Genomic DNA, 13,482 nt, shown 5'->3' with positions numbered 1-13,482 from the left:
ATGATAGTTAACCTCAGTTGGCGACCGGCGATCGACGTGTGTCGGAATGTTGCGAGGCGCCGCTATGCCGCCTCAGGCCTTGGCTAACGCCGGAAGGTCACCGGACAACCCCAGCGCCTGGCGCACGAACAGCGCTTTGCCTTCGGCCAAGCCGTCCACCAGATTCAAACCGCTGTTGCGCAGCCAGCGCAGGGGCAGCGGATCGGCCTGGAACAAGCGCTCAAAGCCTTCCATCGCCGCCATCATCGCCAGGTTGTGCGGCATGCGCCGGCGCTCGAAACGGCTGAGCACACGCGTATCGGCCAGGCTTTCGCCACGCTCGACCGCATGCAGCAGCACTTCGGCCAGCACGGCGGCGTCGAGAAAGCCGAGGTTGACGCCCTGTCCCGCCAGCGGGTGGATCGTGTGCGCGGCATCGCCGATCAGCGCCAAGCCGGGCTCCACGTATCGCTTGGCGTGACGCTGGCGCAGCGGAATGCACAGACGCGGATCAACTTCCAGCACCTCGCCCAAGCGCCATTCGAAGGCTTTGCCAAGTTCAGTTCGGAAGGCTTCGTCGTCCAACGCCATCAAGCGTTCGGCTTGTGCCGGCGTGGTCGACCAGACGATGGAGCACCACTCCTCAGCCGCGCCGTCACGGGCCAGCGGCAAGAAGGCCAACGGGCCGTCATCGGTGAAGCGTTGCCAGGCGGTGCGTTGGTGCGGCTGGCTGCAGCGCACGCTGGTGACGATGGCGTGGTGCAGGTAATTCCATTCTCGGGTGGCGCAACCGGCCAGCCGCCGTACCGCCGAATTGGCGCCGTCAGCAGCGATAACCAGCGGCGTGCGCACCATGCGGCCGTCGGCCAGGGTAAGCAGCCAATCGTCGCCGGAATGGCGCAGTTGTTCGAGGCGGGCATCGGCCAGCAAGCCAATATCGGCATCGTGCAGGCACTCAAGCAACGCATCCTGAATCACGCGGTTTTCGACGATATGGCCAAGCACGTCGGCGTGCACGCTGGCGGCGGAGAAATGGATCTGGCCCGTTCCGGAACCGTCCCACACCTGCATGTCGCCATAGGGGCTGCTGCGCCTGGCTTCGATACCCGACCAGGCGCCGACACGTTCGAGAATGCGCTGGCTGGCCATGGACAACGCGCTGACACGCGGCTCGAACGCGGCGGTGTGGTCGAAAGGCTTAACGCTCAGGGGACTGCCATCGATCAGCAGAATATTCAGACCGCTATGTTGCAGCGCCAAACCCAGCGCACTGCCGACCATACCGGCCCCGACTATTACCAAATCTGCTCGCATTTCCATGCTGTGGGCCTATGCGTGGGCGGCTATTGGCCGCCAGAAAAAAAGAGTCAACCGTTGCTGCGAGTGCCAATGCCCATGGCTTGCCGGGCAAACCAACGCTTGGCGGGCGGCAGCATGTCGAGGCCCAACAGGCCCAGATTGCGGCCGGTGGCCAGCAGCGGTTCGGCGGTACTGAACAGACGCGTAACGCGGTCGGAAAAGCCGACGGTCAGGCTTTGGTCCAGTTGCTGCCGGGTGTAGTACTGCTGCAACGAGGCGAAGTCGCCCGGTATTGACGGCCCGGCGAGCAGCACCTCAGCCAGTGCTTGTACGTCACGCAACGCCAGGTTGTAACCCTGCCCCGCGATGGGGTGCAGGCTGTGCGCGGCGTTGCCAAGAATGACCAGATGCGGACGCACTTGTTCCTGCGCTTCGACCAGCGCCAGCGGGTAAACATGCCGCGCGCCGACTTTTCGCAATGCGCCGAGGCGGTAGCCAAAGGTGGTTTGCAGCTCGGCGAGAAACGCCCGGTCGTCTAGGGCCAGCAAGCGCTGAGCGTCGTCGCCAGGGCGGGTCCAGACCAGGGCGCTGCGGTTGTCCGAAAGCGGCAGCAAGGCCATGGGGCCTTCATCGGTGAAACGCTCGAACGCCTGACCGCCATGGGGCTGGCTGATGCTGACGTTGGCGATCAGCGCGTTTTGCTCATAAGCGGTGGTTTTGACTGTGACGCCCAACTGCTCGCGCAACCGGGAGCGGCCGCCGTCGGCCAGCACGGCCAGGTCGCAGTCCAGCAAGGTGTCGTCGTTCAGGGTCAGGCGGTAACCGCTGCGGCCTTCTTCGAGATCAACCGCTTGCATGGCCACCACTTCGGCCGGGCAGCGCCAGCTCACCACCTCAGGATCCAGCGCTTGCCAGAGGCAATGGCCGAGCCAGGCGTTTTCCGCCACATAGCCCAGCGCCGGAACGCCCTCTTCTTCCGCGCTCAATCGTGCGGCGGCGAAGCGCCCGCGGTCGGAGACGTGAATGTGCCGAATGGCTTCGGCGCGCTCGGCCACTTTCGGCCAGATGCCGAGGCGTTGGTAGATTTGCTGGGTGCCGTAGGACAACGCCGTAGAACGGGCGTCATAACTGGGCTGATAGGTGTCGCCGGGGGCGAACGGCTCGATCAGCACAATCGACCAGCCGCGCGCCTTTGCGCCGGCTTGCAGGGCCAGCGCCAGGCTGGCGCCCACCAGGCCGCCACCGATTATTGCGAGTTGGGCGCGGCCGCCAGTCACCGACGCGCTCACGCCGCCTGCACGCGAGCAGCGGCCATCAAGGCTTCGATTTCCGCCACGGTTTTCGGCGCGTCTTTGGTGATGATTTCGCAACCGGTTTTGGTCACCACCACGTCGTCTTCAATGCGCACACCGATGCCGCGCCATTTCTTCGCCACGTTCTGGTTATCGACGGCGATATAAATGCCCGGCTCAACGGTCAGCGCCATGCCCGGCTCCAGCACGCGCCATTCGCCGCCGACTTTGTAATCGCCGACGTCGTGAACGTCCATGCCCAGCCAGTGGCCGGCGCGGTGCATGTAAAACGGTTTGTAGGCTTCGCTGGCGATCAGCTCGTCAACGTCGCCTTCCAGCAGACCGAGCTCGACCAAACCGGCAGTAATGACCCGCACGGTCGCCTCGTGGGCTTCGTTCCAATGTTTGTCGGGGCCGATGGCGGCGAATGCCGCTTCTTGAGATTTCAGCACCAACTCGTAAATGGCTTTCTGCTCGGGTGAAAACTTGCCGCTCACCGGGAAGGTGCGGGTGATGTCGCTGGCGTAGCAATCGATTTCGCAGCCGGCATCAATCAGCACCAGATCGCCGTCTTTCAGCGGCGCGTCGTTTTCACGGTAGTGCAGGATGCAGGCGTTGCGGCCGGCGGCAACGATGGAACCGTACGCGGGCATTTTCGCGCCGCCTTTACGGAATTCGTAATCCAGCTCGGCTTCAAGGTGGTACTCGCTCAAGCCGGCGCGGCTGGCTTGCATGGCGCGGATGTGCGCGCGGGACGAGATTTGCGCGGCTTCGCGCATCACCTTCACTTCGTTGGCGGACTTGTACAAACGCATGTCGTGCAACAGATGGGTCAGGGCCACGAATTCGTTTGGCGGCTGAGCGCCCTGGCGGGCTTTGGAGCGGATGACGTTGATCCACTCCATCAGGTGCCGGTCGAACTCCTGGTTGGTGCCCATCGCGTAATACACGCGGTCACGGCCTTCGATCAGGCCGGGCAGAATTTCGTCGATGTCGCCGATGGGGAACGCATCGTCCGCACCATAGGTGGTGATGGCGCCGTCTTGCCCGGCACGCAGGCCGTCCCACAATTCGCGTTCCGGATCGCGCTCGCGGCAGAACAACACGTATTCGCCGTGCTCGCGGCCGGGGATCAAGGCAATTACCGCTTCCGGTTCAGGGAAACCGCTGAGGTACTGGAAGTCGCTGTCCTGACGGTACACATGCTCGACATCGCGATTGCGGATGTACACCGGCGCGGCCGGCAGAATGGCGATGCTGTTGGGTTCCATCTGCGCCATCAGCGCCTTGCGCCGACGAGCGTATTCCGACTTGGGGATGCTGATCATGGACGGACTCATCTGGTCAAAAGTCTGGGACGAAAATCAGTGCAGCGACGGTTTTGCAGCGGCGGGCGCAGCAGGTTTCACGCATTCGGTGAACAGCAGCAAAGGCGCAACGCGCAGGTATTCCATCACTTCCATATAGTCGTTTTCGCCGTCTTCGGATTCTTCCAGCGCTTCTTGCACCTGGGCGATGGCGGCGAGGTCTTGCAGCACTTCCATGGCCTCGCTGCTCAGCGCCGCATCACGTGCGGTCAGGCCGAAACCAGCGAGAAAGCCTTGGCACCACTGGCCCATGGCGGCGGCACGTTCGGCCAGCGGCGCGTCATCGGAGGGCAGCAGCAGAACCACGGCGATGTCTTCGCCAGTGAGTTCGGCTTTGACCATTTCCTGCAGACCGATCAGCGCGGCCTTGATGTTGTCTTGCGGCTCGGCGGTGAGCAGGTCGGCGGCGTCGACCAGCCAGGCATCCGTTTCGAAGCCGGCACCGGCGCAACTGCGACCGAGCAACAGGCCATGCAATTCAGCAGGCGAAACAGGTTGACCGCTGCTGGCAAGCAGGGTGGCGAAAGCGCTATACGGGGAATTTTGAGTGGGCATTGGCAACTAGGCGCCAGAGGGCGCAATGACTAGAATGGAGGCCTTGTATCCTAGCACCGGCAAGCGCGCCAAAACCATTGGCGGCTATCAACAGGTTTGTACCAACGTCGGCGCCTTCCGATATAGTTTCGCCGCTTCGACACTCCACCACTTGCATCACACACGCCCTAGCGAGAGCCCATGGAAGACGCCGATCTGCACGCGCTGACCATCAAGCTGGAACTGCTTATTCAACGCGTCGAGCAGCTCAAAGCGGACAACCGCGCCCTGCGCGCAAGCGAGCAGGCGTGGCGCGAAGAGCGCGCCCATCTGATCGAAAAGAACGAAATGGCCCGGCATAAGGTCGAATCGATGATTTCGCGCCTCAAAGCCCTGGAGCAGGACTAATGACCTCGAACACCGTTACCGTTCACATCCTCGACAAAGACTATTGCATCGCCTGCCCGGCGGACGAACGCGCCAACCTTGAGAGCGCCGCGCGCTACCTGGACGGCAAGATGCGTGAGATCCGCAGCGGCGGCAAAGTCATCGGCGCCGACCGCGTTGCCGTCATGGCCGCACTCAACATTACCCACGACCTGCTGCATAAACAGCAGCGCCTTGATCAGGACGTCAGCTCCACCCGCGCCCACGTGCGTGACTTGCTCGAGCGAGTCGACGGCGCCCTGGCCACCGATCAGGACAGCAGCCATAGCTGATTGCAGAGCGGTGGATTGGGTTATACTGCCCCCCGCTCCCTGGAGTGTGCGCCAGTCGGTGATGTCCCTGAGCCGATACGCACAAACCCGGGGGTTGCAAGTTGGAGCCGGTGTGCATGTCCGCCTGACGGAAAGCCTTAACGCTCCCTGCAACCTCCACCTTGAACTTTCGGGTTCAAGGGCTAAACCGACAGCGGCACGCCGGGGGGTCTTATTTTTTAGCGTTGTGCTCACGCCCTTGAGCCACGCCGCTTCTACCGGTTCGCGCCTGCGTACCGCAGCCAGCATCCCATGCTGAGCGCCGCTTCTCTTTCCCGTCCGCAACTTCGTCGCTTACTGCGCAAAACCCGTCGCGCCCTCAGCGCCAGCGCTCAACGCGCCGCCAGCGAAAATCTTTATCGCCAGTTGGCTCAGCATCCGTTGTTTCGTCGCGCGCGGCATATCGCCTTGTACTTGCCGGCCGACGGCGAAATTGATCCACGGCCGTTAATGCGCGCCGCACAACGGCGCGGCAAAGCCACGTACTTGCCCGTTCTCAGTGCATGGCCGCGAACCAAAATGGTGTTTCAACGGGTGCGCCCGAATGAGCGTTTGCGCCCCAATCGTTTCCGCATCGCCGAGCCTACGGCCAACCGAAATCGCCAACGCCAGCTGTGGGCGCTGGACGTCGTGATGCTGCCGTTGGTGGGCTTTGATGTTGAAGGCGGACGCTTGGGAATGGGCGGCGGCTTTTACGACCGCAGTCTGGCGTATTTGCAGAGGCGCAAAAATTGGCACAAGCCGACATTATTGGGCCTGGCCCACGAGTGTCAGAAGGTGGATCGCCTGGCGCTGGCCAGTTGGGATGTGAAGCTGCATGCGACGGTGACGGATAAAGCGTGGTATGCGGGCGCCGCACTCACTGCGACGTCCACAAACCCTGGCGAGTAGCGGTTAAGGCTGCTGCGATAGCGTGACGGGAGCCTCGTTCTGACGGTCCCAAAGACTCTGGGTGTAACCGGTGGTCACGACGCCCAGGCCAAATAAAATGACTAATACCCACAACAAATCTGGTTTACGTTTCTTCATCGATTGCCTCCCCCTTCCAGGCAAATTTCACACGATGGCCGGCGGCATTTCTTGTTCTTAGGCCGTCCGGCAGCGGTACATTCAGCAGGGCGGCATTGTCCTGCATGGTGTCTGCATGTGCAATTACGACGCCAACCGGCGGTCGCGTAGACGTGGGCAAATGCCCACAATGTTGTAACCCACGAGCGAAGAGCAAAGTTCATGCCTCACTGGCTGATGAAATCCGAACCTGAAGAACTTTCCATTCACGACCTGCAGCGCCTCGGTCACGCCCGGTGGGATGGCGTGCGCAATTACCAGGCTCGCAACTTCGTGCGCAGCATGGCGGTCGGCGATCTGTTCTTCTTCTATCACTCCAGTTGCCCAGAGCCGGGTATCGCGGGGATCGGCCGGATAATTGCTTCAGCCTACCCAGACCCAACCGCGCTCGACCCGAACAGCCATTACTTCGATGCAAAAGCCAGCGCCGAGAAAAATCCATGGAGCGCGCTGGACGTCGAGTTTGTAGAAGCGTTCGCCAAGGTGATCCCGCTGGCCACGTTGCGTGAAATGCCAGGCCTGGTTGATTTACCCTTGGTCAAAAAAGGCAGCCGGCTCTCGGTGATGCCAGTCAGTGCTAGCGAATGGGCGGCAATCTGCGCTCTGCATTAAGCAACACGGACCCGGTGCATGGAACAACATAGCTTGCACGTCGCCACGTCGCCCCCGACCGTGCGCCCCGCCTGGCGTGCTCGCTTGGCGTTGGTGGTTTTGGCCATATCGTTATTGGGCGCGAGCCTGCTGCTGTGGCAAAAAATGCTTACCATTGAGCGCGCCCACGCCAACGAACGCGTTGCCGCGCAAGCTCGCTTACTGACGCGACAATTGGAAAGCAGCCTGAACACCCAGGCGCAGGATCTCTATCGCCTTGCCGAACGCTGGAACCATCGGGGCCGTTTGAGCCGCGAAGAATGGGAGCTTGAGGCGCGATTTTCGCTCGACCATTTCCGCGGCTACCAAGCCATTCAATGGGCAGACAGCACCCTACGGCTGCGCTGGATCCTGCCTATCGCCGGCAATGAAGCGGCGTTGAACTTCCAGCTCACACCTGGCCATCCCAACTACCTGCTCGCCATGCAGGCCAAGACCCAGGGCACGGCGGTGTTTTCCAACAGTTTCGAACTGGTGCAAGGCGGCCGTGGCTTTGCGTTGTACACGCCGTTGTATGTGATCGACGAACAGGGAAACCGCGCCTTCGATGGCTTCGTTCAAGCCATCTTCCGCGTACAACCGCTGATGGATGAGCTGCTCGACACGGTCGACAGCGCTGGCTTCAACGTACGCCTTTCCGAGTTCGGCCATCCGTTATACAGCCGTGAGCAAGCTGACTTCAGCGCGGGCCTGCAACAGGAACTGCCGCTGCACCTGCTCAACAATCGCAACTTCACCCTGCAACTCAATCCCACGCGGCAATTAGCGCAGCAGCTCGCCAGCCCGCTGCCGCTGGTGGTGTTGATCGCAGGACTGACAACCACGTTCCTGCTGGTCGCGGCGTTATGGCTGGCATTGGAAAACGCCCGGCGCGCCTCGGCGTTGCTGGCCAGCAACAGCCGATTAAACGAAGAAGTCGGCAATCGGGAGCTGATCGAGCAAGTGCTGCGCGAAAGCCGCGAGCGCTTGCAGCTCGTGGTCGACCTCACCGACTCCAGCCGCGACGGGTTGTTTATCATCGATCCGCACAACCGCAACATTCTGCACATGAACAAGGCCACCTACAGCAGCCTGGGCTACAGCGCCGACGAGTTTCGCCAGCAGTTGCTCGATCAGCCGGAAAATCTGCTGCTGGGCTTTCACGCATGGGTGGATTTAGTGCGTCAGGCGCAGCAAGACAACCAAGGCAAAATCTTCCAACGCGAAATGCGCCGGCGTAACGGCACGCTGCAGCCCGCCGAAATCAGCGCACAACTGGTGCAGGTCAATGGCCACGAATACCTGATCGGTGTTTCGCGCGATAACAACGAGCGCCTGCAACTGGAAGCGCAGCTTCAGCATTTGTCCCAGCGCGACGGCCTCACGGGTCTGTATAACCGCCGTTTCTTCGACCATCAATTGCACAGCGAATGGCGCCGCTTGCAGCGCATCGGTGCGCCGATGAGTTTGCTGATGTTGGATGTCGATCACTTCAAAGCCTACAACGACCAACTCGGGCACCTGGCCGGCGACGATGCGCTACGCAAAGTGGCGGCGGCGTTGCAGGGCTGTTTGCTGCGCGATGGCGATGCGGTGTGCCGGTACGGCGGCGAAGAGTTTGCGGTGATTCTGGCCAACACCGACCAGGCCGGAGCCGAGGTAATCACTGCACGTATCCATGCGGCGCTGGCCGAGCTGCAGCTGCCGCATCCCGGCAGCCCGCTGTCGCGCTTAACCGCGAGTATCGGCCTGAGTACCGTTACGCCGAACCGTGACGGCCACCCCGATAGTTTGGTGGCCCACAGCGATCAGGCGCTGTACCAGGCCAAGCATCAGGGGCGCAACTGCACGTGCGTGTGGTCCACCACCTGAACGGCTTGCGGTGCTATTGAACGATGAGGTTATTGAAGAGCAGGTCGTCCACCAACGGCTTGCCCTCTTCCTGAGTCAGCACGTCCTGCACTTGCTTCAAGGCTTCCTGGCGCAGCTTTTCTTTTGACTCGACGTTGCCCATGGCATCGTCGGTCTGCTGAGAAAACAGCATCACCAGCTGATTGCGGATCAGCGGCTCGTGGTGTTCGACCTTGGCCTCCGCCTCGCTCCCTTTTACTTGCAGCGCAATGTCGGCTTTAAACACTTTCAGCCGCGGCCCTGTGCCGTAGTTGCCCACCAACGCGGGCACCAGGCTGATATAAGCCACCGCAGGTTCTTTTCCTTCTTTCTCGCCTTCACCGCCGCCCTCCTCGTTGGCCAACGCCGCAAACGGAAGAGACAGAGCCATCACCACTACAAACCAAGCTTTCACAGTGCGCATCCTCGACTGGGTATGTGCTCTAGCATAGCGATAGCCCGGCGCTTATACACCTTTATCAGGCCAGGCCATGCTCGTTGACCCTCGCGACCACGCACCTACACTGCCAAGCCATAACTCTGCGAGGAACACTCCAATGAAAGCCGTGTTGTGCAAAGCCTTCGGCCCTGCCGAAACCCTGGTACTGGAAGAAATCGCCAGCCCGGAACCGAAAAAGAACGAAGTGCTGCTCGACGTTCATGCCGCTGGCGTGAACTTCCCGGACACGCTGATCATTGAAGGCAAGTACCAATTCAAACCGCCGTTCCCGTTCTCGCCGGGCGGCGAAGCGGCGGGCGTTGTGGCGGCCGTTGGCGAAAAAGTCACCCACGTAAAACCCGGCGACCGCGTCATGGCGCTCACCGGCTGGGGCAGCTTTGCCGAGCAAGTGGCGGTGGCAGGCTACAGCGTGATGCCGATTCCGGCCGGCATGGACTTCGCCAGCGCGGCTGCTTTCGGCATGACGTACGGCACCTCGATCCACGCCCTGAAACAACGCGCCAACCTGCAACCCGGCGAAACCCTGCTGGTATTGGGCGCGTCCGGTGGCGTTGGCCTGGCCGCCGTGGAAATCGGTAAAGCCATGGGCGCCCGCGTCATCGCCGCCGCCAGCAGCGCCGAGAAATTGGAAGTGGCCAAAGCGGCCGGCGCCGACGAGCTGATCAACTACAGCGAAGGCGGCCTGAAAGAAAAACTCAAGGAATTGACCGGCGGCCAGGGCGTGGACGTGATCTACGACCCGGTCGGCGGCGACCTGTTCGAAGAAGCCTTCCGCTCCATCGCCTGGAACGGTCGCTTCCTGGTGGTCGGTTTCGCCAGCGGCACTATCCCCTCACTGCCGGCCAACCTGACGTTGCTTAAGGGCGCATCCCTGGTGGGTGTGTTCTGGGGCGCGTTCGCGCAGCGTCAACCAGCCGATAACGCCGCCAACTTCGAGCAGCTCTTCACGTGGTTCGCAGAAGGCAAAGTGAAGCCGCTGGTCTCGCAAACCTTCCCGCTGACCGATGCGGCCGGCGCGATCAATGCGCTTGGACAGCGCAAGGCCGTTGGCAAAGTGGTGGTGCAGGTGCGTTAAGCACCCCACCATCGGGCAGATCGCCGCCAAAAGCGGCGCTCTGTCTCACATCAAAAGCTGAGTGGCGCCACACGCCACACAAAACGAGCTGACTCTTCGGCTCTGCGACCTCGGGTACAAAGGCTTTCGGCGTCCGCCGATGCCCATCACGCCTCCCGAGCACAGCATGAAATCATTCATTCCCTTACTCGCCGCTTTAATGCTGCTTCCTTCTCTATGTGTGCACGCCGGGGAAACGTCCCAGCGGAGTTTTTGGCAGTTCCAGACCAGCGCCTATACGCGGCACTACCACGACGATCCTGACCACACCAATCATCAAAAACTGATAGGCATCGAATACGACGATGCGCACGCATGGCTCTATGGCGTGGGGCTTTTCCGCAACTCGTTTGATCAACCGACGCAGTACGCGTATTTCGGCAAACGCTTTGAAAGCGATCGCCTACCGATCTACTTGAAAATAACGGGCGGTCTGCTGCATGGCTATCGAGGGGAGTATCGCGACAAAATTCCGCTTAACCGCTTCGGCGTCGCGCCTGCGGTCGTTCCCGCGCTGGGCATGCATCTCGGCCCCGCCACCGCCGAGCTAAATATCCTCGGCGCAGCGGCATTGATGCTGAACATCGGCTGGCGCGTCTTCTAACCGCGCGGCGCGTAAGCGAACACGTCGGCACGCATCTGGTGCGCGTCCATTCCTGCTTCCACCAACGCATCCAGCGTGGCGTACACCATCATCGGCGAACCGCTGGCGTAAACATGCAGTGGTTTCAGATCGGCGAAATCTTCACGTACGGCTTCGTGCAGCAAGCCGCAGCGGCCTTGCCAACCACACACGTCGCTCACCACTTGGTGCAGGTGCAAATTGGGCATCGCCTGCCAATCTGCCCAATGCGGCAACTGATAAAAATCTTCCGGACGACGTGCGCCCCAGTACAAGTGCACCGGGTAGTCAAAGCCGGTGGCTCGGCAATGCTCGATCAGGCTGTGCATCTGCGCCATGCCGGTGCCGGCGGCAATCAGAATCAACGGCCCAGCGGGCAACTCGGCTAGGTGCGCGTCACCAAACGGCATCTGGATTTCCACCATCGGCTCTCGCTGCAGCTGTTCCAGCAAGCTCAGCGCACTGTCTTCACGCCCGAGAATGTGCAGCTCCAGCTCGCGCCCTTGAGAAGGCGCCGAAGCGAGGGAAAACGCCGATTGCTCGCCGTCATCCCGGCGCACCATCACGTATTGCCCTGCGTGATAACGCGGCACTTTGCCGGCCGGCGCACGCAGGTTCACCCGCCACACATCGCCGCCAACAGGCGTGCACGCCACCACCTGACAGCGCAGCGTGCGCACCGGCAATTCGCCGGGCGCCAATACGCCATCCCAATGCAACACGCAGTCTTCAAGCGGCTCGGCCAGGCAGGTGAACAGTTCCCCCTGGGTGCGCGCCTCGCCGTTTTGCTGCACGGCGCCCTCCACCAGCAGCGCCGCGCAGATGTGGCAGTTGCCGTTGCGACAGGCCTGCGGGCAGTCGTAGCCCAGACGCCGGGCGGCATCAAGGATGCGCTCGCCGGGGTTTACGTCGAGCACCGCGCCGGAGGGTTGCAGGGTTACTTTCATCACTCTATTCCAAGGTCCTTCCACATCGCATCGACGCGTTGGGTAACGGCGTCATCCTTGACGATCACACGGCCCCATTCACGCGTGGTTTCGCCGGGCCATTTGTGCGTGGCGTCCAGGCCCATCTTCGAACCCAAACCGGAAACCGGCGAGGCGAAGTCGAGGTAGTCGATCGGTGTGTTGTCGATCAATACCGTGTCACGCTTGGGGTCCATGCGTGTGGTAATGGCCCAGATCACGTCGTTCCAGTCCCGCGCATTGATGTCGTCGTCGGTCACAATAACGAATTTGGTGTACATGAACTGGCGCAAAAACGACCACACACCGAGCATTACGCGTTTGGCATGCCCCGGGTATTGCTTCTTCATGGTCACCACCGCCATGCGGTACGAACAGCCTTCAGGCGGCAGGTAGAAGTCGGTGATTTCCGGAAACTGCTTTTGCAGAATCGGCACAAACACTTCATTCAGCGCCACGCCAAGAATGGCCGGTTCATCCGGCGGGCGACCGGTGTAGGTGCTGTGGTAAATCGGCTTCTGCCGCCGGGTAATACGTTCGACGGTGAACACTGGGAAACGATCCACCTCGTTGTAATAGCCGGTGTGGTCGCCATACGGGCCTTCGTCCGCCATTTCGCCCGGATGGATTACGCCTTCCAACACAATTTCGGCACTGGCCGGCACTTGCAGTTCGCTGCCACGGCACTTGATCAACTCGGTGCGGTTGCCACGCAACAGCCCGGCGAAGGCATATTCGGAAAGGCTGTCGGGAACCGGCGTAACGGCGCCGAGAATGGTCGCCGGATCTGCGCCCAACGCCACGGCCACCGGGAACGGCTGACCGGGGTGCTTATCGCACCACTCTTTGAAATCCAGCGCGCCGCCGCGGTGGCTGAGCCAGCGCATGATCACCTTGTTGCGGCCGATTACTTGCTGGCGGTAGATGCCGAGGTTCTGCCGATCTTTATTCGGCCCTTTGGTGACGGTGAGGCCCCACGTGATCAACGGACCGACGTCGCCCGGCCAGCAGGTTTGCACCGGCAGGTTACCGAGATCGACCGCGTCGCCTTCTTCGATCACTTCCTGACAAGGTGCGTCTTTCACCACCTTGGGCGCCATGGAAATGATTTTTTTGAAAATCGGCAGCTTCGACCAAGCGTCTTTCAGGCCCTTCGGCGGCTCGGGCTCTTTGAGAAATGCCAGCAATTTGCCGATCTCGCGCAGCTCGCTTACCGCCTCTGCGCCCATGCCGAGCGCCACACGCTCAGGCGTGCCAAACAGGTTTCCGAGTACCGGCATATCGAAGCCGGTCGGGTTTTCGAACAACAGCGCTGGCCCTTTGCGCCGCAGGGTGCGGTCGCAGATTTCGGTCATTTCCAGCACGGGCGAGACGGGCACGGTGATGCGTTTGAGCTCGCCACGTTGTTCCAGGCCACGGATAAAGTCGCGCAGATCGCGATACTGCATGCTTGAGCCTCGTTTAGGGCGCTCGAGAGAGGGTGAAAAGTTTAGCCTGTTGGCAC

14 protein-coding genes and 1 other RNA gene are annotated in these 13,482 nt (G+C 61.4%); 8 read left to right on the top strand and 7 right to left on the bottom strand.

Features of this window, described 5'->3' with window-relative positions:
* Positions 1–72 precede the first annotated feature (72 nt).
* The 4 genes from ACZZZU_RS16475 to ACZZZU_RS16460 are packed head-to-tail and all read right to left on the bottom strand — an operon-like array spanning position 73 to position 4,492.
* On the bottom strand, positions 73–1,293 hold the full coding sequence (locus ACZZZU_RS16475) for a 2-octaprenyl-3-methyl-6-methoxy-1,4-benzoquinol hydroxylase (RefSeq protein WP_463552145.1): 1,221 nt from the start codon (positions 1,291–1,293) through the stop codon (positions 73–75).
* Between the two features lie 53 nt (positions 1,294–1,346).
* A complete protein-coding gene (gene ubiH, locus ACZZZU_RS16470; RefSeq protein ID WP_463552144.1) occupies positions 1,347–2,555 on the bottom strand; it encodes a 2-octaprenyl-6-methoxyphenyl hydroxylase in 1,209 nt (402 codons plus the stop codon).
* 8 nt (positions 2,556–2,563) lie between these two features.
* Entirely contained in the window at positions 2,564–3,898 is a 1,335-nt protein-coding gene (gene pepP / locus ACZZZU_RS16465) for a Xaa-Pro aminopeptidase (RefSeq protein ID WP_463551217.1), read from the bottom strand.
* Between the two features lie 36 nt (positions 3,899–3,934).
* A complete protein-coding gene (locus tag ACZZZU_RS16460; protein ID WP_463551216.1) occupies positions 3,935–4,492 on the bottom strand; it encodes a YecA/YgfB family protein in 558 nt (185 codons plus the stop codon).
* Between the two features lie 180 nt (positions 4,493–4,672).
* Here ACZZZU_RS16460 and ACZZZU_RS16455 point away from each other — a divergent pair, with 180 nt between their 5' ends.
* From ACZZZU_RS16455 to ACZZZU_RS16430, 6 genes are all read left to right on the top strand, one after another.
* Positions 4,673–4,879, top strand: coding sequence for a TIGR02449 family protein (locus tag ACZZZU_RS16455; protein ID WP_122449701.1), 207 nt, complete (start codon positions 4,673–4,675; stop codon positions 4,877–4,879).
* Entirely contained in the window at positions 4,879–5,190 is a 312-nt protein-coding gene (locus ACZZZU_RS16450; RefSeq protein WP_108097941.1) for a cell division protein ZapA, read from the top strand. Before ACZZZU_RS16455 ends, ACZZZU_RS16450 begins: the two co-directional genes overlap by 1 nt.
* Positions 5,191–5,223: 33 nt before the next feature.
* Positions 5,224–5,402: non-coding RNA, 6S RNA (ssrS, locus tag ACZZZU_RS16445), on the top strand.
* 79 nt (positions 5,403–5,481) lie between these two features.
* Positions 5,482–6,120, top strand: coding sequence for a 5-formyltetrahydrofolate cyclo-ligase (locus ACZZZU_RS16440; RefSeq protein WP_463551215.1), 639 nt, complete (start codon positions 5,482–5,484; stop codon positions 6,118–6,120).
* Between the two features lie 339 nt (positions 6,121–6,459).
* Positions 6,460–6,909, top strand: coding sequence for an EVE domain-containing protein (locus ACZZZU_RS16435; RefSeq protein WP_463551214.1), 450 nt, complete (start codon positions 6,460–6,462; stop codon positions 6,907–6,909).
* Positions 6,910–6,927: 18 nt separating this feature from the next.
* The gene (locus ACZZZU_RS16430) at positions 6,928–8,799 is read left to right on the top strand and encodes a sensor domain-containing diguanylate cyclase (RefSeq protein WP_463384543.1); all 1,872 of its coding nucleotides are present in this window, start codon (positions 6,928–6,930) and stop codon (positions 8,797–8,799) included.
* Positions 8,800–8,812: 13 nt separating this feature from the next.
* Here ACZZZU_RS16430 and ACZZZU_RS16425 read toward each other — a convergent pair whose 3' ends face one another.
* The gene (locus ACZZZU_RS16425) at positions 8,813–9,232 is read right to left on the bottom strand and encodes a flagellar basal body-associated protein FliL (RefSeq protein WP_122497712.1); all 420 of its coding nucleotides are present in this window, start codon (positions 9,230–9,232) and stop codon (positions 8,813–8,815) included.
* Positions 9,233–9,374: 142 nt separating this feature from the next.
* On the opposite strand from ACZZZU_RS16425, the gene ACZZZU_RS16420 reads away from it, so the two are divergent.
* Both ACZZZU_RS16420 and ACZZZU_RS16415 read left to right on the top strand, forming a co-directional pair.
* Positions 9,375–10,352, top strand: a complete 978-nt coding sequence (locus ACZZZU_RS16420) for an NADPH:quinone oxidoreductase family protein (RefSeq protein ID WP_463551213.1) — start codon at positions 9,375–9,377, stop codon at positions 10,350–10,352.
* 166 nt (positions 10,353–10,518) lie between these two features.
* Positions 10,519–10,995, top strand: coding sequence for a sn-glycerol-3-phosphate transporter (locus tag ACZZZU_RS16415; protein WP_463551212.1), 477 nt, complete (start codon positions 10,519–10,521; stop codon positions 10,993–10,995).
* On the opposite strand, the gene ACZZZU_RS16410 is transcribed toward ACZZZU_RS16415, so the two are convergent.
* Positions 10,992–11,960 (bottom strand): CDP-6-deoxy-delta-3,4-glucoseen reductase, encoded by a 969-nt coding sequence (locus ACZZZU_RS16410; protein ID WP_463551211.1) that lies wholly within the window; start codon positions 11,958–11,960, stop codon positions 10,992–10,994. The genes ACZZZU_RS16415 and ACZZZU_RS16410 overlap by 4 nt on opposite strands.
* Entirely contained in the window at positions 11,960–13,426 is a 1,467-nt protein-coding gene (gene ubiD, locus ACZZZU_RS16405; RefSeq protein WP_463551210.1) for a 4-hydroxy-3-polyprenylbenzoate decarboxylase, read from the bottom strand. Before ubiD ends, ACZZZU_RS16410 begins: the two co-directional genes overlap by 1 nt.
* Between the last annotated feature and the right edge of the window lie 56 nt (positions 13,427–13,482).

This window comes from Pseudomonas sp. AC136, from assembly GCF_979258585.1.
Note: the sequence above shows the minus strand (reverse complement) of the source record. Positions and strands in the feature narration are given on the sequence as shown.